The sequence below is a fragment of the Burkholderia sp. Se-20378 genome (genome assembly GCF_017104665.1).
GTDB lineage: Bacteria > Pseudomonadota > Gammaproteobacteria > Burkholderiales > Burkholderiaceae > Burkholderia > Burkholderia lata.
Genome location: NZ_JAAGPG010000040.1, coordinates 15,437 through 33,657 on the forward strand (window position 1 = coordinate 15,437; position 18,221 = coordinate 33,657).

General features: G+C 66.7%; 16 protein-coding genes. 10 read left to right on the top strand and 6 right to left on the bottom strand.

Annotated elements, in window-relative coordinates; genetic code table 11:
• Positions 1 to 21: 21 nt before the first annotated feature.
• Together G3N93_RS07855 and G3N93_RS07860 are read left to right on the top strand one after the other, a co-directional pair.
• On the top strand, positions 22 to 1,422 hold the full coding sequence (locus G3N93_RS07855) for an MFS transporter (protein WP_174944268.1): 1,401 nt from the start codon (positions 22 to 24) through the stop codon (positions 1,420 to 1,422).
• 178 nt (positions 1,423 to 1,600) lie between these two features.
• On the top strand, positions 1,601 to 2,152 hold the full coding sequence (locus tag G3N93_RS07860) for a GNAT family N-acetyltransferase (RefSeq protein ID WP_174944271.1): 552 nt from the start codon (positions 1,601 to 1,603) through the stop codon (positions 2,150 to 2,152).
• Positions 2,153 to 2,168: 16 nt separating this feature from the next.
• Here G3N93_RS07860 and G3N93_RS07865 read toward each other — a convergent pair whose 3' ends face one another.
• Together G3N93_RS07865 and G3N93_RS07870 are read right to left on the bottom strand one after the other, a co-directional pair.
• Positions 2,169 to 2,567: a RidA family protein gene (locus G3N93_RS07865; protein ID WP_174944274.1), complete on the bottom strand. Its 399-nt coding sequence runs from the start codon at positions 2,565 to 2,567 to the stop codon at positions 2,169 to 2,171.
• 96 nt (positions 2,568 to 2,663) lie between these two features.
• A complete protein-coding gene (locus tag G3N93_RS07870) occupies positions 2,664 to 3,590 on the bottom strand; it encodes an ADP-ribosylglycohydrolase family protein (RefSeq protein WP_206132724.1) in 927 nt (308 codons plus the stop codon).
• A 177-nt stretch (positions 3,591 to 3,767) separates the two neighbouring features.
• Between G3N93_RS07870 and G3N93_RS07875 the strand changes: the two genes are divergently transcribed.
• From G3N93_RS07875 to G3N93_RS07895, 5 genes are all read left to right on the top strand, one after another.
• On the top strand, positions 3,768 to 3,995 hold the full coding sequence (locus G3N93_RS07875; RefSeq protein WP_174946678.1) for a DUF3079 domain-containing protein: 228 nt from the start codon (positions 3,768 to 3,770) through the stop codon (positions 3,993 to 3,995).
• Between the two features lie 193 nt (positions 3,996 to 4,188).
• Positions 4,189 to 5,856, top strand: a complete 1,668-nt coding sequence (gene hcp / locus G3N93_RS07880) for a hydroxylamine reductase (RefSeq protein WP_206132725.1) — start codon at positions 4,189 to 4,191, stop codon at positions 5,854 to 5,856.
• A gap of 13 nt (positions 5,857 to 5,869) precedes the next feature.
• On the top strand, positions 5,870 to 6,892 hold the full coding sequence (locus G3N93_RS07885) for an FAD-binding oxidoreductase (RefSeq protein ID WP_206132726.1): 1,023 nt from the start codon (positions 5,870 to 5,872) through the stop codon (positions 6,890 to 6,892).
• Positions 6,893 to 6,985: 93 nt separating this feature from the next.
• A complete protein-coding gene (locus G3N93_RS07890) occupies positions 6,986 to 7,399 on the top strand; it encodes a PPC domain-containing DNA-binding protein (RefSeq protein WP_206132727.1) in 414 nt (137 codons plus the stop codon).
• A gap of 76 nt (positions 7,400 to 7,475) precedes the next feature.
• Positions 7,476 to 7,988: a DUF4274 domain-containing protein gene (locus G3N93_RS07895; RefSeq protein WP_206132728.1), complete on the top strand. Its 513-nt coding sequence runs from the start codon at positions 7,476 to 7,478 to the stop codon at positions 7,986 to 7,988.
• A 119-nt stretch (positions 7,989 to 8,107) separates the two neighbouring features.
• Here the strand turns inward: G3N93_RS07895 and acnB are convergent, their stop codons facing one another.
• On the bottom strand, positions 8,108 to 10,693 hold the full coding sequence (gene acnB, locus G3N93_RS07900) for a bifunctional aconitate hydratase 2/2-methylisocitrate dehydratase (RefSeq protein WP_206132729.1): 2,586 nt from the start codon (positions 10,691 to 10,693) through the stop codon (positions 8,108 to 8,110).
• A 619-nt stretch (positions 10,694 to 11,312) separates the two neighbouring features.
• On the opposite strand from acnB, the gene G3N93_RS07905 reads away from it, so the two are divergent.
• The gene (locus G3N93_RS07905; protein WP_206132730.1) at positions 11,313 to 12,068 is read left to right on the top strand and encodes a BPL-N domain-containing protein; all 756 of its coding nucleotides are present in this window, start codon (positions 11,313 to 11,315) and stop codon (positions 12,066 to 12,068) included.
• 21 nt (positions 12,069 to 12,089) lie between these two features.
• On the opposite strand, the gene G3N93_RS07910 is transcribed toward G3N93_RS07905, so the two are convergent.
• The gene (locus G3N93_RS07910; protein ID WP_174944306.1) at positions 12,090 to 12,563 is read right to left on the bottom strand and encodes a nuclear transport factor 2 family protein; all 474 of its coding nucleotides are present in this window, start codon (positions 12,561 to 12,563) and stop codon (positions 12,090 to 12,092) included.
• Between the two features lie 225 nt (positions 12,564 to 12,788).
• On the opposite strand from G3N93_RS07910, the gene G3N93_RS07915 reads away from it, so the two are divergent.
• Positions 12,789 to 14,171: a lysozyme inhibitor LprI family protein gene (locus G3N93_RS07915; protein ID WP_206132731.1), complete on the top strand. Its 1,383-nt coding sequence runs from the start codon at positions 12,789 to 12,791 to the stop codon at positions 14,169 to 14,171.
• A gap of 64 nt (positions 14,172 to 14,235) precedes the next feature.
• On the opposite strand, the gene G3N93_RS07920 is transcribed toward G3N93_RS07915, so the two are convergent.
• Complete coding sequence (locus G3N93_RS07920) at positions 14,236 to 14,484, bottom strand: hypothetical protein (protein WP_021161497.1); 249 nt, start codon at positions 14,482 to 14,484, stop codon at positions 14,236 to 14,238.
• Between the two features lie 624 nt (positions 14,485 to 15,108).
• Positions 15,109 to 15,543: a universal stress protein gene (locus tag G3N93_RS07925; protein ID WP_011354737.1), complete on the bottom strand. Its 435-nt coding sequence runs from the start codon at positions 15,541 to 15,543 to the stop codon at positions 15,109 to 15,111.
• 367 nt (positions 15,544 to 15,910) lie between these two features.
• Between G3N93_RS07925 and G3N93_RS07930 the strand changes: the two genes are divergently transcribed.
• On the top strand, positions 15,911 to 17,395 hold the full coding sequence (locus tag G3N93_RS07930) for an amidase (protein WP_206132732.1): 1,485 nt from the start codon (positions 15,911 to 15,913) through the stop codon (positions 17,393 to 17,395).
• Positions 17,396 to 18,221 lie beyond the last annotated feature (826 nt).

Below are 18,221 nucleotides of genomic sequence, written 5' to 3' on the forward strand. Positions count from 1 at the left end.
GAGACACAGGAGACACCCCGCATGAGCACTTTCGACAACGTCGTGGCCGGTCGCGCCACGATGGAAGCTGCCGCCTCCACGCCCGGCGCGATCATCGCGCGGCTCGAGCGGCTTCCGGCCAACGCGATGCAGATCCGCGCGCGCGTGCTGATCGGCGCCGCGACGTTCTTCGACGGCTTCGACGTGATCACGATCGCGGCGACGCTGCCGCTGCTGATTCACAAATGGGGGCTGTCGCCGACGCAGATCGGCCTGCTGATCGCTTCCGGCGCGATCGGCCAGCTGATCGGCGCCTTCCTGTTTCCCGCGCTGGCGGAGAAGCACGGCCGCGTGAAGGCAATCGCGTGGAGCTCGGCCGTGATCGGCGTCACGAGCATCGCGTGCGGCTTCGCGCCGACCTTCGAGATCTTCGTGCTGCTGCGGATTCTGCAGGGCCTCGGCCTTGGCGGCGAGCTGCCGGTTGCCGCGACGTACATCAACGAGATCACGCGCGCCCATGGCCGCGGCCGCTTCGTGCTGCTGTACGAGATCGTGTTCCCGATCGGCCTGCTCGTGTCGATGGCGCTCGGTGCGTGGCTCGTGCCGCGCTTCGGCTGGGAAATCATGTACTTCGTCGGCGGGCTGCCGCTGATCCTGTCGCTCGTGCTCACGCGCCTCGTGCCGGAATCGCCGCGCTGGCTCGCGTCGCGCGGGCGGCTCCCGGAAGCCGGGCGGGCGGTCAGCGTGTTCGAAGCGTCGGTGCGCGGCGAGCTGCCGCCCGTCACGCAGGCGGCCGCGTTCGACGAGATGGTGCGTCAGCATCCGAAGCGCAAGATGAGCGACCTGTTCAGCGCCGCGTATCGCAAGCGCACGCTCGCGGTTGCGACGTTGTGGGCGACCTGCGGGTTCATCCAGTACGGGCTGTCGACGTGGCTGCCGACGATCTACAAGAACTTCTATCACGCGCCGCTGCAGCTCGCGCTGAACCTCGCGGTGATCGGCTCGGTGATGGGCGTGCTCGGGTCGCTGGCGTCGGCGCTGCTGGTCGACAAACTCGGCCGCAAGCCGGTGATCGTGTGGTCGTTCGTGCTGTGCGCGCTGTCGCTGGCGTTCGCGGGCTTCTATCACGCGTCGTCGGTGTACGTCGTGTCGATCTTCTGCTCGCTGTCGCTCGGGTTGATGGCGTCGGGGTTCATTACCGCATACGTCTATACGCCGGAGCAGTATCCGACGAGCATCCGCGCGTCGGGCTGCGGGCTCGGCAGCGCGTGGCTGAAGATCGCATCGTTCGTCGCGCCGATGGTGGTGCCGCACGCGATCATCGGCGGCAACCTCGCGCCGGCGTTCTACCTGATCGGCATCGTGCCGCTGATCGCAGCGGTGACCGTACACTTCGTCGGGATCGAGACAAAGGGGAAGGTGCTCGAAGCGCTGGAGGCGTAAGCGCGGCCGGCTGGCGGTAACAACTGAGGTGAAGAGGCCCGGGCGATGATGTCCGGGCCTTTTTGTTTTGCGGTGATCCGGGGTGCCGCGGTGGGGCGGTTCGTGCGAATGAACGAAATGGCCGGCTGGCGGCTTGCGTGTTCTAATTCACGATCCCGTTTTTCGACCGACTGTCGCCATGCCTCTGTTCGAACCCGTCACGCTGGATACCTCCCGCCTCGTCCTGCGACCGCTACGCGAAGCGGACGCACATGCGTTCTTCGAAATCTGGTCGGATGCGGAAGCGATGCGCTATTTCTCGTTTTCGCCGATGACGCATGTCGAACAGGCGGTCGAGCGCGTCGCGCGCAACGTGAAGACGTCCGCGAGCGGGCAGGACCTGATCTGCGTGCTCGAATTGCGGGAAACCGGCGAAGCGCTCGGCGAATGCGTGCTGTTCCATGCGAACGAGCAATGCCGGCGCGCGGAGATCGGCTTCTGCCTGCGGCGCCAGTACTGGAGCGGCGGCTACATGCGAGAGGCGGCATCGGCCGTGATCGATCATGCGTTCGGCACGCTGCGGCTGAACCGGCTCGAAGCCGATATCGATCCGCGCAACGTCGCGTCGGCGCGGCTGCTCGAACGGCTCGGCTTCGCGCGGGAAGGGGTGTTGCGCGAACGCTGGATCGTCGGCGACGAAGTGTCGGACAGCGCGCTGTACGGGTTGCTGGCGAGCGACCGGCGCGCGTGATGCAGCCGTTGGCGGATCACTTCACGGCAGGAACGATCGCGAACGCGTCCACCTCGACCAGCACATCCGGGCGAAACAACGAAGCCACGCCGACGAGCGCGCTCGCGGGCGGGCAGGCGGTATTGACCCACCGGTCGCGCACCTCGCGAATCTGCGGCAACAGGCTCGAATCGAAGTCGCGGACGTAAATCGTCAGCCGCGCGACGGACTCGAAGCCGACCCCTGCGGCGCGAAGCGTGCCGGCGATGTTGCGGAACACCTGGTCGAGTTGCGTCGCATGATCGATGCCGACCACGGTGCCGTCGGCGTCGAACGGAACATGCCCGGACAAATACAGCGGCTGGCCGCCTTCCACGAGTACGGCCTGCGAAATGCCGGGAATCGTGGCGCCAGGGGGATTGATTGCACGCAGCATGCGATGCTCCTCTCAGGTTGATACGGCTGTTCGGGACGGTCGGCGGTGGTCCGCCGCGCTTGATTCACAAGGTTGGCCGGCGATGGCGCGACGTGCTCACAGTCGAGCGAGCCGGCCCTCGACCTGTTCTTTCCCGCGCAGCGCCGCGACCCAGCGATCGGGCAGCGCGTGCTCGCCGTACAGCGCGCCGGCGAGGCTGCCCGCGATGGCCGCCGTCGTATCCGTGTCGTTGCCGAGCGCGATCGCGCGCTTCACGCAATCTTCGTAGCTGCCCGTCGACAGCAGGCAATGGATCGACGACCAGAAACTGTCGACCACGTAACCGGAGCCTTGCGGCGCATCGAAGCGGCCGTCGAGCACGATCTTCAGTTCAATTTCGTCGGCCGTGCCCGTGTAGCGCGCCAGCAGTTCGTCTTCGGCCGCGCGCACCGCGTCGGGAGCAGGCTGGCCATCGACGAGCCCCATCGCCGTCAGCGCATGGAGCGCACAGCACAGCTGCGAGCGCACGTGGCCGTGCGTAACGACGCTCTGCTTGCACGCAAGCCGGATCGCTTCGTCGCGCGATGCGGCGACCATCACCACCGGAAAGCAGCGCATCAGCGAGCCGTTGCCGTTGTCGCGTTCGTCGCAAGGGCCGGCAACGGCTGGCGCCGCGCCGGCCGCCAGCGCGTGCAACGCACGCTGCGTTTGCAGGCCGACGTCGAACACGCGGCCATCGGGCGTGAAGGCGCCGCGATGAAACCAGTCCTGCAGGTTGCGGGCGAACGTATCGAGGTTCAGGTCGCGGTCGTCCGACAGCGCATCGAGCAGCGCGAGCGCCTGCGCGCCATCGTCGCTCCAGGTGCCGGGCGGCACGCCGTCGTGTGCGCGCGCAAAGCCGGGCGGCGGCGTCATGTCGATCGCAGCGGCCGGCGGGATCGACGCGGCGTCGTGGAATTCGTACGGTACGCCCAGCGCGTCGCCGATCAGCAGGCCCAGCAGGCCGCCGCGCAGGCGGGATCGTCGGTTCGGAATGGCAGTCATCGGGCAGGGGGCGGATTGGCGGCTCGCGCCGCGGAATATCGTGCAGCCTAGACCAATCGCCTGCGCGTGCCTAGCCGATGCAGCGTCGCCGATGCGAACCAATGCCGCATGGCCCATGCGCGCCGGTGAACTAGAGTCGAACGGTAGCCGATGAAACGACACCGGGAAAACAAGCGCATGGCGAAGAAATTTCCGCTGCATCCCGTGCATCCGGAGCGGATCTGCTGGGGATGCGACAACTACTGCCCGACGCACGCGATGCGTTGCGGCAACGGCTCCAGCCGTACACAGCACCCGAGCGAACTGCTCGGCGACGACTGGTATCGATACGGCGACTGGGGCATCGAAGGCGTGGATGCCGACAACGAATCCGAACCCGCTATCGAAGCCGGCGGGCAGTCATAGCGACAAGTTGCCTCACCCGGGTGCGTCCGTTTTCTTGATCTGCATCACGGTTGCGAAACCCGTGCCGAAACATCATGAATAAAGATGCATGCACAACGCATCTTGAAGCGGGCGGGATGCCGGTGGCCAGGAACTTGCGTTCCGCCGCCGATCGCGCCGACCCGCGCCCCCATGATCGAGAAAGGAGAGCACCGTGTTTTGCTATCAATGCGAACAGACCGACCGGACCGGCACACGCCCCGGCTGCGCATCGGCGAAAGGCAACTGCGGCAAGGATGCAACGACGGCCGACCTGCAGGACCTGCTGGTCCATGCGGTGAAGGGCATTGCGCAATACGGCGCGATCGCGCGAGCGATGGGCGCACCGGATCGCGACGCCGACCGGTTCGTGCTTTACGCGATGTTCACGACGCTCACCAACGTGAACTTCCATGCGGCCCGTTTCGTCTCGCTTCTACGAGAAGCGGCACAGATGCGCGACCGCGTGAAGGTCGCATGTGAAGCGCGCGCGCGGGCGGCGGGCACGGTCGTTCCGGCGCAGCACGGGCCGGCGATGTGGCAGCCGGCGGACGATCTGGCCGGCCTGCTGGAACAGGCCGCACGCGTCGGCGTGGACAACGGGCTCGACGAGGTGGGCGCGGACATCGTCGGCCTGCGCGCGCTGGTGCTGTACGGGCTGAAGGGCGTGTGCGCGTATGCGCATCATGCACGGGTGCTCGGCTACGAGCGCGACGACATCTACGAAGGCATCGAGGCGGCGCTCGCGTTTCTCGCGCGCGACCCGGACGACGTCAACGCGCTGCTCACGCAGGCGCTCGACCTCGGCCGGCTGAACCTCACGGTCATGGAACTGCTCGACAGCGCGAACACCGGCCGTTTCGGCGCGCAGCAACCGACGGCCGTGCGCGTGTCGCCGGTGGCGGGCAAGGCGATCCTCGTGTCGGGCCACGATCTCGGCGATCTGCACGCGCTGCTCGAACAGACGGCCGGCACGGGCATTCACGTGTACACGCACGGCGAGATGCTGCCGGCCCATGCGTATCCGGTGCTGAAGGCGTTTCCGCACCTGGTCGGCAACTACGGCGGCGCGTGGCAGGATCAGCAGAGCGACTTCGCGCATTTCCCCGGGCCGATCCTGATGACGTCCAACTGCATCATCGAGCCGATGCCGCAGTACCGGCAGCGGATCTTCACGACGGGGCCGGTCGGCTGGCCGGGCGTGCGCCATCTCGAACATCACGACTTCTCGACGCTGATCCGCGCCGCGCAGGCGCTGCCCGGGTTCCCGGCCACGGCGCCGGAGGAGACGATTACGGTCGGCTTCGGCCGGCATGCGGTGCTTGGCGTCGCGGACAAGGTCATCGATGCGGTCAAGGCCGGACAGATCCGCCATTTCTTCCTGATCGGCGGCTGCGACGGCGCGGCGCCGGGCCGCAACTACTACACCGAGTTCGCGGAGCAGGCGCCCGACGATACGATCGTGATGACGCTCGGCTGCAACAAGTACCGCTTCAACCGGCACGCATTCGGCGATATCGGCGGCATTCCGCGCCTGCTCGACGTCGGGCAGTGCAACGACAGCTACTCGGCGATCCGGATTGCGACGGCGCTCGCCGACGCATTCGAATGCGGCGTGAATGACCTGCCGCTGTCGCTCGTGATCTCGTGGTTCGAGCAAAAGGCGGCGGCCGTGCTGCTGACGCTGCTCGCGCTCGGCCTGCGCAACATCCGCCTCGGGCCGACGCTGCCGGCCTTTGTGACGCCGGGCGTGCTGGCGGTGCTGGTTGAGCAATTCGGCATCCAGCCGATCGGCGACGCGGGCACCGACCTGGCCGCGTCGCTGGCGCGCCAGGCCGCTTGAGCGGGATCGTTCGATGACTTATCGCATCGAGATCACGACACGCGACGGCGAGCGCTTCGGCTTCGGCTGCGACGCGGAGCAGGATCTGCTGTCGGCCGCGGCCGACGCCGATATCACGCTGCCGTCGCAATGTCGGCGCGGCAGCTGCGGCGCCTGCCAGGCGACCGTTGTCGACGGCGCGTACGAGATGCAGCCCGACAGCGCCGGCGTGCTGCCGGCCGGCCAGCGGGGCGCGGTCCTGCTGTGCCGGATCCGGCCGCTCGGCGATCTGCAGGTTGCCGCGCCGTACGACCGTACCAAGGTGCTGCTGCATCCGGTGCCCGTGCGTACCGCGCGGATCGCGGCGCTCGAGACGATCGCGGCCGACACGATACGCGTCGAGCTGCAGGTCGAGCCCGACGACGCGTTCGGTTCGGCCGCGGAGTTCGAGCCGGGCCAGTTCGCGGAACTCGAGGTGCCGGGCAGCGGGTTGCGCCGCCCGTATTCGCTCGCGAACACGAGCAACTGGGACGGTCGCCTCGAGTTCCTGATCCGGCTGCGGCCGGGCGGCTGGTTCTCGACGTACCTGCGCGAGCGCGCACGGCCGGGCGATCCGCTGACCGTGCGCGTGCCGATGGGCGGCTTCGGACTGTTCGCGGACAGCCTGCGGCCACGCTGGTTCGTCGCGGGTGGCACGGGGCTCGCACCGATCCTGTCGATGCTGCGGCGCATGGCTGAGTTTCAGGAGATGGTCGATGCGCGGCTGTTCTTCGGCGTCAATCAGGAAAGCGAACTGTTCATGCTCGATGAGCTCGCGCGATTGCAGGCCGAGCTGCCGCGGTTGCGCGTCGATCTGTGCGTATGGCAACCGGACGAGGAGTGGGGCGGGTTGAGTGGTACGCCGGTTGACGCGTTGCGCATCGCGCTTGCTCAGAACGACGGGTTGCCGGACATCTACGTCTGCGGGCCGCCGCCGCTCGTGCAGGCTGCACGGGACGTGGCGATGACGGCGGGCGTGCCCGATGCGCAGTTCGCGAGCGAGCGTTTTACCGTTTGATGCCGGAGCCCGTGTCGACACGGGTGACTTGCCGGATTCACGGCGCGAACGTACTCTTGGTCGACACCATCCTCCCTTGGCAGGTGCTCGACCATGCAAGCCCATCCTCTGCGTCTTTCCCCCGGCGACGACCTGCGCGCGTCGATCGAGCAGGCATTGCGTGAGCACGACGCGCACGCGGCGTTCGTGATCCAGGGCATCGGCAGCCTGAGCGTCGCGCAGTTGCGCTTTGCCGGGGCCGACGTGCCGACCGAGTTGCGCGGCGACCTCGAAATCCTGACGCTGGCCGGCTCGGTGTCACCGGACGGCGCGCACCTGCACATGTCCGTTTCCGACGTGGTCGGCCGCGTGTCGGGCGGCCATGTGGCCAGCGGCTGCGTGGTGCGCACGACCGCCGAGATCCTGCTGGCCGTGCTGCCGGCGCATCGCTTTGCGCGCGAGCCCGACCCGCATACCGGCTTCAACGAACTGGTGATCCGCCGCGAACCGGGCGGCGATGCCGAGTGAATGACGCGAAGCGGCGCTAGAATCGCCGGTCATTTGACGCCATTCCGCCCTTCACGTTTCCGCGAGGCCGCCATTCATGGATGATTCCGAAATCGAACAAAAAGTGTGGGAAATCGTGCGCACCTGGCTCGAGGGCGCGACGCCCGAGCAATGGCACCGCTTCGCCGCGCGCTCCAATTACGACGGCAACGGCCGTGCGCTGCGCTGGCTGCTCGACAACCGCAACATCGATCGCGCCACCGCGCTGCTGATCTACTGGAATCTCGGCGCCGCGTGGTTCGTGCAGTACGCGAACGAAAGCGACCTGGGCGACGCGTCGTATCAACTGGCCACGTTCCGGCTGGTGCGTGAAATCGAGCAGCGTTATGCCGATGGCTACTACGCCGATCACGGGATCTGGTTCGATCCGCACGACTTCGACGGCGCGGGCCCGGACGACTATCCGGACGTACCGGTCGCGCGGCCGGTGCCGGCACTGATGCTGCAGCCGACGAACGGCCGCGAGTATGTCGATCTCGACGAGGCGGAAGGGTACGACGAAGGCTTGCCGTTCGACGTCGTTGAGCGGATTTCCGCGCTTTACGACTGACCGGGCCGACACGGCCACCCGGCGCCGCATAAAAAAATGGCGCCGCGGGCATTCAGCCTGCGACGCCATGGCGTGGTGCGCTGCGACGTCAACCGCCCGCCGCAGCCCGCTCCGCGTGCTTACAGCTGCACGGTGTCGGCCACTTCCTTGAAGTCTTCGATCTGGTCGAAGTTCATGTACTTGTAGATCTGGTCGCCGTTCGCGTTGAGCACGCCCATGTCGGCCATGTACTCTTCCTTGGTCGGGATCTTGCCCAGACGCGAGCAGATCGCCGCCAGTTCCGCCGAGCCGAGATACACGTTCGTGTTCTTGCCGAGACGGTTCGGGAAGTTACGGGTCGACGTCGACATGACCGTCGCGCCTTCGCGCACCTGAGCCTGGTTACCCATGCACAGCGAGCAGCCCGGCATTTCGGTACGCGCACCGGCCGTGCCGAACACGCCGTAATGGCCTTCTTCGGTCAGTTGCTTCTGGTCCATCTTGGTCGGTGGCGCGACCCACAGCTTGACCGGGATGTCGCGCTTGCCTTCGAGCAGCTTCGACGCGGCACGGAAGTGACCGATGTTGGTCATGCACGAACCGATGAACACTTCGTCGATCTTCGCGCCTGCGACGTCGGACAGCGTCTTCACGTCGTCCGGGTCGTTCGGGCACGCGACGATCGGCTCATGGATGTCGGCGAGGTCGATCTCGATGACGGCCGCGTACTCGGCGTCGGCATCCGGCGACAGCAGTTGCGGGTCGGCCAGCCACTGTTCCATTGCCTGGATACGGCGCTGCAGGCTGCGCGGATCCTGGTAGCCCTGCGCGATCATCCACTTCAGCAGCGTGATGTTGCTGTTGAGGTACTCGATGATCGGTTCCTTGTTCAGGTGGACCGAGCAACCGGCTGCCGAACGCTCGGCGGACGCATCCGACAGCTCGAATGCTTGCTCGACCTTCAGGTCGGGCAGGCCTTCGATTTCGAGGATGCGGCCCGAGAAGATGTTCTTCTTGCCTTGCTTGGCGACCGTCAGCATGCCTTGCTTGATCGCGTACAGCGGGATCGCGTTGACGAGGTCACGCAGCGTGACGCCCGGCTGCATCTTGCCCTTGAAGCGGACCAGCACCGATTCCGGCATGTCCAGCGGCATCGTGCCGGTGGCGGCCGCGAACGCGACCAGGCCCGAACCTGCCGGGAAGCTGATGCCGATCGGGAAGCGCGTGTGCGAATCGCCGCCGGTGCCGACGGTGTCGGGCAGCAGCATGCGGTTCAGCCACGAGTGGATCACGCCGTCGCCCGGGCGCAGCGCGATACCGCCGCGCGTGCTGATGAAGTTCGGCAGCGTCTGGTGCGTCTTCACGTCGACCGGCTTCGGATAAGCGGCGGTGTGGCAGAACGACTGCATCACGAGGTCGGCCGAGAAGCCGAGGCACGCGAGATCCTTCAGTTCGTCGCGGGTCATCGGGCCCGTGGTGTCCTGCGAGCCGACCGAGGTCATCTTCGGTTCGCAGTACGTGCCCGGGCGCACGCCCTGGCCTTCCGGCAGACCGCATGCGCGGCCAACCATCTTCTGCGCGAGCGAGAAGCCCTTGCCGCTGTCGGCCGGCTGGTGCGGCAGGCGGAACAGCGTCGACGGCGCGAGGCCCAGTGCTTCACGTGCCTTCGCGGTCAGGCCGCGGCCGATGATCAGCGGAATGCGGCCGCCGGCGCGCACTTCGTCGAACAGCACGTCGGACTTGACCTGGAATTCGGCGATCACGTTGCCGTCCTTCAGCGCCTTGCCATCGTACGGGCGCAGTTCGACCACGTCGCCCATTTCCATCTGCGACACGTCGAGCTCGATCGGCAGCGCGCCGGCGTCTTCCATCGTGTTGTAGAAGATCGGGGCGATCTTGCTGCCGAGGCACACGCCGCCGAAGCGCTTGTTCGGCACGAACGGGATGTCTTCGCCGGTGAACCACAGCACCGAGTTGGTGGCCGACTTGCGCGAGGAGCCGGTGCCGACCACGTCGCCCACGTAGGCGACCAGGTGACCCTTTTCCTTCAGCGATTCGATGAACTTGATCGGGCCGCGCTTGCCGTCTTCTTCCGGCGTGATGCCCGGGCGTGCGTTCTTCAGCATCGCCAGCGCGTGCATCGGGATGTCCGGGCGGGTGGTCGCGTCCGGGGCCGGCGACAGGTCGTCGGTGTTGGTTTCGCCCGTCACCTTGAACACGGTGATGGTCAGGCTTTGCGGCACTTCCGGACGGCTCGTGAACCATTCGGCGTCGGCCCAGCTCTGCAGCACGGCCTTTGCGTGCGCGTTGCCCTTGTCGGCGAGTTCCTTGACGTCATGGAACTGGTCGAACATCAGCAGGGTTTTCTTCAGTGCGTCAGCGGCCACGGCAGCGACGGCTTCATCGGACAGCAGCTCGATCAGCGGCTGGATGTTGTAGCCGCCCAGCATCGTGCCGAGCAGTTCGGTCGCGCGTTCGCGCGAGATCAGCGGGCAGGCGGTCTCGCCCTTGGCCACGGCGGCCAGGAAGCCGGCCTTCACGCGGGCGGCTTCGTCGACGCCTGCGGGCACGCGGTGGGTGATCAGGTCGAGCAGCGTCTGCTCTTCGCCGGCGGGCGGGTTCGTCAGCAGTTCCACCAGTTCGGCGGTCTGCTGAGCCGTCAGCGGCAGGGGAGGAATACCGAGCGCGGCGCGGGCGGCCACGTGAGCACGAAAGTTTTCAAGCATGGGGAGACCTGCTGATATTGCGTTTGAGGGGAAGGCCTTGCCGGCACTCCGGGGCTGTTCCAGGCACTGCTTTGCAGCGGGATTCTAATCTCAATGCGCTTTAACGTCAAATGTCTTATGTCTTATATAAGAGTTGGCGACGGCGCACGGGAAAGCGAGATGGCGCGGGGGCGCCGGTCGTTTCGGACGTGTCGCGGAGGCTCGGGCGGGCGTGCGCACGGGCGTCGTGTCGCGGGAGGTTCCGGCTGCCGCCGGGAGGCGCAGTGGGCGGTGGGGTGGCGGGATGCCCGACTGCGAGCCGGGATCGTCGGTCCGTATCAGGTGTCCCCGTCGCCGGCTTTGGCTGCCGCCATGTGAACTGGCGCGAACCGTTCGAGGCCGCGACTGGCGAAGTGCGCTGCCGGTAACGGAGCCCCGGGAGCCGGGTTGCCGGCGGCGCATATATCTGCACAAGCCGGCAAGAAACGTTACACACAGGCCGCTTTCGCGCGCCTACGCTCTATTTCACGCGACTTTCAATCAGGTTTCAAAATGCGGAGCGAGCATCGGCGCATGCCGGCCGCCCCGTTCCGGAATGTCCTGGATGGTCGCGAGCCCTTGAATCCCGTCGATCCAGAACATGCGATCCAGAGAATCGATTGTCGTGGTGTTGTCGCTCGTCGCATCGTCGGTCGGTCATGCGGCCGCGACCGACGACGAAACGCGTGGCTTGGCCGGCCGTCCCGTCGCACTGGTCTATCGCGGCCCGGCTGCGTGCGATGGCTGCCCGGAGACGATTGCGCAGCGCCTGCGGGAATCGGACCACAAGTTCCGGGTGATCTACGTCGGGCCGGCGGAGAAACTCAAGATCACGCCCGCTGTCCTGGCCGGCGCCGCGCTCTATGTCCAGCCCGGTGGCGGGCAGGACATCCCCGGTGCGGCGGCCGGCATCGGAAAGCATTCGATCAAGGCCGTGCGGCAATACGTGTCGAACGGCGGACGCTATCTGGGCATCTGCATGGGTGCCTACCTGGCGGGCGACCCGGGTTTCGGGTTGGTGGCCGGCGAGTTCGACTCCGAGGTCGACCGACCGGGCTCGACGCTTCACGGGATCGCGGACACGGTGACGCCAGTGGTCTGGCGCGGGAAAAAACGCTGGATCTACTTCCAGGACGGCGCGATGCTCCCGGCCGCCCCCGGCGCGGTCGTGCTGGCGACCTATCCGAACCGCGATATCGCGGCCGCGACCTATCGGTACGGCAAGGGGCGCGTCGGGCTCGTCGGCCCGCATCCCGAAGCCGACGAAAGCTGGTATCGCGAGAACGGACTCAAGAACCCGGACGGCATTCGACCGGACATGGCCGACGACCTGATCAACGCGACGATGAAGCCATGACGGCGCGGGTGCTATTTCCGCTCATTTCCGCCTGGCGCGATACGCGTCGAGGTTCTTCCGCGCCTGCGCGCGGATCGCGCGTTGCATGAAAGGCGTCCAGCCGAGCAGGGCGCCTTTCAGCCCCAGCGCCTGACGCGCCCAGCGCCACAGGTCGAAGCTGTCGCGATGCTCGACGATGCGTCCGTCGCGAAACCGGAACCGCGCGTCGATCCGGTTGACCACCATCCGGTCGGTTGCGGTAAAGCGGTAGTGAGCGATCCACTCGGCGCGCCCGGCCTGTTGATCCGCGGCGACGTCGCCGAACGTCAATGAAAAGTCCTGCGCCCGCGCGACCAGCATGCGCCACATGTCGCGTGCGAGGTCGCCGCGCAGCTCGCCGAATGCGGGATCGCTGAACACGACGTCGTCGGCATAGCAGGCGAGCATCCCGTCGATGTCGCGCTGCTGGAACGCCGTATAGAAGCGCTGGATCAACTCGGTGTGTGGTTGGCTCATCTTTGGGTGTGTTGTCGTTGGCGATGAAGCGGGGTCTCGACGCGGCGGCCGGATGCCGGGCAAGCCACTGTAGCGGAAATCAAATGACCTGTCGTCGATGGCAGCGGCGGCGCGTAGCGGTCGCTCGCGGCTGTTCCACGGGCCGGTCATTTGACGGACAATCCGGCGCTGGAGGCCGATTGCGCGTCGACCTGAGCGCGCGCGTCGACTGCCGGGAACCCACTCATGACATTCCGCTTTGAAGCCCCGTTGCGGCGCACGTTTCTGCTCGCGCTGCTTGCTTGCGCACCCCAGGCCTTCGCGGCAGGGCTCGACTGCGCGCAGGCATCCAGCCAGACCGAAAAAGCCGTCTGCGCATCGAACGACCTGCATCTGGACGACGGCAGGCTGTCGGTCTTTTACCGGAAACTGTCCGATGCATTGCCGCAGGGGCAGCGTGCGACGTTGCGCACCGCGCAGCTCGGCTGGCTGAAGACCCGCGATCAATGCGGCGCCGATCACGGTTGCCTCGAACAGCGCTATCTGACGCGGATCGGCGATCTGCAATCACAGCTCGCCACGGTGCTCGCCTATCGCCCCGACGCCGAAGACAAGGCTGCGCTCGACGACTTGCGCGCGCTCGTCGACCAGGCGCGCCGCACGGATTCAAGTTCGCCGGTCGAGCAAGTGATCGACCGGTTGCGGATCACGAATGGCGTTACGCGCTTTTCGAGCGACGCCAGCGACGGGCAGGGGCCGGTGTTGCCGACGGCACGCCCCGGCGGTGTGACGGCCGACGAGTGGCGGGCGTTGAAGGCGTCGCCGAGCGGTGGGGACGATGCCGCGATGGGCGCGTCCTACACGCTGATCGATCTCGACGGCGACGGGCAGCGCGATCTGGTCGTCGAATCGGCATCGAACGGAACCGGGTTGTGGTCGTCGGTCGATGTCTTGCGCCGCAAGGGCGGCAAGTTCGAGGTATCAGGCGATTCGAACGAGGCGCTCGACCGCAGCCTTTACACGACGAATGGCCGCGGCGCGAATCAGGCGGGAGAATGGATACGCTTGCGCGGGCGCGTCTATGCGTTGTATCGCGACAGCCACTACGGCATGGACGAGTTTTACCTGCTGCGGCCGTTTACCGTCGTTGGCCAGGTGCCGAAACTGACGGTGCATTATCGTTACCGCCTGTCGGTGCCGATCGAACAGCGCAATGAAGGCAAGACCGGTTCGACAACGCTCGACGGCAAGCTGCATGCGGCGCTCGAACAGGCGCTGCACGACGTGAGCGACAGCACCGCGCGCGATGCGGGTTCCGACACGCCGCTGTGTCCGATTCCGCCGTCGGTGCAGGGCGACGATCGCAGCGAATACTCGAGCTACGGGCCCGGCCACTACGCGTACGAGATCGTCGGCGACATGGCGGTTCATGTCGGCGACACGTGCTACATCGGCCGGTTGATCGACTGGTTTGGCGACTACCGGAAGGATGGCCTGGTCGCGCAGCTGTCGATGCGTCTTCCCCGCGACGAGTCGGACCGCGAGCAGACGTTCAGCGTGAACGGCATCCGGACCGTGACATCCGTCGCGACATCGATCGAGAAAATGACCGTGAACAGCGGGAATTGATCCAGGCGCGCGCGGCTCCGGTTCAGTCGTCGTGACCCGAACGCGGCCGGCGCGTCGGCACCTGTCAGCGGTTCGCCAGCGCGACGTCCTGGTTGCCGCGCCCCGTCACCAGGCAGCCCGACATGAACGCTTCGCCCTGGCTGCTGGCGGCTGCTTCGCCGAAGCCACGGCCGAGCGCGTCGACCTTCACCTGCGCGGCGCCTTGTTCGCACGCGAGCGGGCTGGTGTCGCGGCCCTGCGCATGCAGGATCGCGCGATCGCCAATGAGATACGCCAGCAGTGCGAAAACAGCGATATGTACGGCTCGTCTCATGGTTCGTCTCCTCGTGGCTCAAGCGTAACGCGGACCGGTTTGACGAAGCACTTGGGGGTTCCCCCGGTAAACGTCTGCTGAAATGGGGAGCGCAGGGTGATCCTGTCCCGTTTTTCGTGGTTGGAGGGGGGAGGGAAAGCGCGGCTTCAGTGCGCGTGGCAGGCTAAACCGGACGGGCGGCGACGCATTCGCGCGACGGTTGCCGGCGCGACAGGCGTGCGATTCACGGGAGTTTGACGAATGTCAGGGTACGGACGGGAGGGGGCGGTCGCGCGGCCGTTCAAAGCGATAGCATGAATGCATGATTTGACGGAACGCGATCGCGGAGAAAGGCATCGGTTCCGGCAAGCAGGTGCGTGTTGAACATCGCTGTCGAATTAGTGAGGAATCCAAATGCTTAACGTCTCTTCCGTCCTGATCAGCCTCGCCCCGTTGTGGGCCATCCTGCTCGTTGCGTCTTCGGCCGCCGCCTATTTCGTGTTCTGGCGCAAGGTCATCGATTAAGCGCTGCGTGAACGCCGGTGCGCGTGTGAGCGGCAACGCGCACATGTGTCGCACCGCACGTTGCAAACCCGGGGCGCGTCGGCGAACGAGCCCTCGACGCGCTGCCGCGCGTCATTCCGGTCATTGCACGGCCGTGACCGGCACATTCGAAATCCGCACCAGCCGGCTCATCACGCTGCGGCGGAACACCGACATCAGCGCATGCAACGGGTCGTGCCGCGGCGCGACGACCACGATCTCGTCGCACCCCGTCTCTGCCGCGACCGACGCGATCGTATCGGCCACCGGGCCCACCTTCATCACGACGCTGTACTTGACGCCGGCTTCCTGCAGGATTCGCTCGGCCATGGCCAGATCGTCGGACGCGAACTTCTCCTCGATCGAACGCAGCCGCGATAGCGGATGGTAGGCCTCGAGCCGCGTCGATTCGAGCGGTGCCTGAACGTTGATCAGCACGATCTCCGACGCGCACCGTTCGCGATACAGGAATGTCGCGTGGCGAACCGCCTGAAGCGAGCGGGGAGAGTGGCCGACCGGAACCAGCAGCTTGAGCATGAACGTTGTCCAGGAAACGAGATGATTCCAGCGTAGCGCCCCGCCGGGCCGAACGATCTAAAGAGAACGGGCGGCCGCGTAAAAATGTCGTTAACGCGTGCCGCCTCGTGGCGCGCCTAATAGAAATATAAGAAATTTAAGTTTATGCGCATAAACGATTTCATCGGCCGGGGCGGCGCGCGCGAAGCGGGGCCCGTCGCCCCGATTTAGTCGGAACCGCAATGAATCGCGGCGGAAAATATCGGAGGTCGCCGATCCGGCGTCGCGTAGAGTAGTGCATCGGCCGCGGCGCGGCCGCTCCCGGCCGGTTCGGGAGCGACCGCCGCCATGCGGCCCGCCATTCCATTCCGATTCCAGGAGACTCCGCATGCCGCACGGCGCCCCGCAGCTTCTCGCTCCCGCTTCCATCCCCGTCGACCCGATCGTGCGCCTGTCGGCGGGCGAGCTCGCGTCGGCGATCCGCAGCAAGGCCGTGTCGTGCGTCGAGACGATGCGCGCGTACCTCGATCACGTCGAGCGGGTGAACGGCGCGGTCAACGCGATCGTCGCGCTGCGCGATCGCGACGCGCTGCTCGCCGAGGCCGCGGAAAAGGATGCTGCGCTGGCGCGCGGCGAGTACCACGGCTGGATGCACGGGATGCCGCAGGCGCCGAAGGATCTGGCAATGACGAAGGGGCTGCGGACGACCTACGGCTCGCCGATCTTCCGCGAGAACGTGCCGCAGGCCGATTCCGTGGGCGTCGCGCGGATGCGCGCGGCCGGCGCGATCTTCATCGGCAAGACCAACACCCCCGAATTCGGGCTCGGCTCGCACACGTTCAACGAGGTCTACGGCGCGACGCGCAATCCGTACGACCTGACCAAGAGCGCGGGCGGCAGCAGCGGCGGCACGGCGGCGGCGCTCGCGTCGCGGATGCTGCCGGTGGCGGACGGCAGCGATTTCGGCGGCTCGCTGCGCAATCCGGCCGCGTTCTGCAACATCTACGGCTTCCGTCCGTCGCAGGGCCGCGTGCCGCGCTGGCCGGGCGTCGACGTGTTCGTGCAGCAGCTCGGCATCGAAGGGCCGATGGGCCGTACGGTCGGCGACGTCGCGCAACTGCTCGCGATCCAGGCCGGCTACGACCGCAACGATCCGCTGTCGCTCGCGGACGATCCGGCCGTGTTCGCGCAGCCGCTCGACGCCGATCTGCGCGGCAAGCGCGTCGCGTGGGTCGGGGACTGGAACGGCTATCTCGCGACCGAGGCCGGCGTGCTCGCGTTGTGCGAACAGGGGCTGGCGACGCTGCGCGAGATCGGCTGCGACGTCGATGCCGCGCTGCCGTCGTTCGCGCCCGACCGGATCTGGCGCCTGTGGCTCGCGCATCGGCACCTGCTGTCCGGCGGCGGGCTGCTGGTGCACTATCGCGACCCGGCGCGCCGCGCGCTGCTGAAGCCCGAGGCGATCTACGAGGTCGAAGGGCTGCTCGCGATGCAGGGCGCGGCGGTGTTCGACGCGAGCGTCGAGCGTACCGCGTGGCACCAGGCCGTGCTCAGCTTCTTCGACCGCTACGACTTCATCGCGGCGCCGACCGCGCAGGTGTTCCCGTTCGACGTCGACCAGCGCTGGCCGAAGGAGATCGCGGGCCGTCCGATGGATACCTACCACCGCTGGATGGAAACGGTCGTGCCGTGGACGCTGGCCGGCTGCCCGGTGATCAGCGTGCCGGTCGGCTTCAACGACGCGGGGCTGCCGATGGGGATGCAGCTGATCGGGCGTCCGCGCGCCGATCTCGCCGTGTTGCAACTCGCGCGCGGCTACGAGCAGGCGGCTGACTTGGTGGGGGGGCGGTTGCCGGGGTGGATGGCTGCGTAACGCGTTGATGGCCGATAGTCGATAGCTGGAAGCCGATAGCCGATAGCCGATAGCCGGAAGCCGGAAGCCGGAAGCCGGAAGCCGGAAGCCGGAAGCCGGAAGCCGGAAGCCGGAAGCCAAAGCCAAAGCCAAAGCCAAAGCCAAAGCCAAAGCCAAAGCCAAAGCCAAAGCCAAAGCCAAAGCCAAAGCGGGTTGCGGATCGCGCATGGCAGATGGGAAAGCGGGCGGCGGAAAGCCGCCCGTTGTGCTTTGACTCTCGAACGTGTTGTTCGCAGGCGCGTGTCACGCCGAGCACGGCGTGTTGCGCGCCGGTATGGCGTCACGTCATCGACGCTGCGCAGCACGTTCCGCGTCGCCGCTGCTCCTGGCGATGGACCGCTCGATGTGCAGTGCGACATGCGGGATGGGCTGGCAGACCACCTCCGGCGTCGCCTGCGAAGGTGGACAACCGCCGTCATCGATTGATGCGGCGCGAGAACGAATTTCGGTACACGCCCGTAAATCGCCCGGCAAACGCGGGCGAATCCCCACAAGCACGTACGCCGGTCGCGGAATTGCAAGCGGCCGTGCAGCGTGATTTCGTTTCGATGTGTTTCAGTCGTTGCGGCCGCGCGCGGCGCGCTTCGACAATATCGGCCTCAACAATACAGGCACGAGGAAAACACATGAAGCAGATTCGCGCGACGGGCCGGCACCTGGCCACGGCAGGCATCGCGTTCGGCATCCTGGCAAGCGGCGCCGCGCATGCGCAGCTCGACCTGCAGTCGATCGGCGCATCGCTGCTCGGCGGCGGGCAGCAGCAGGCGGCGCCCGCGCAGGGCGGCGT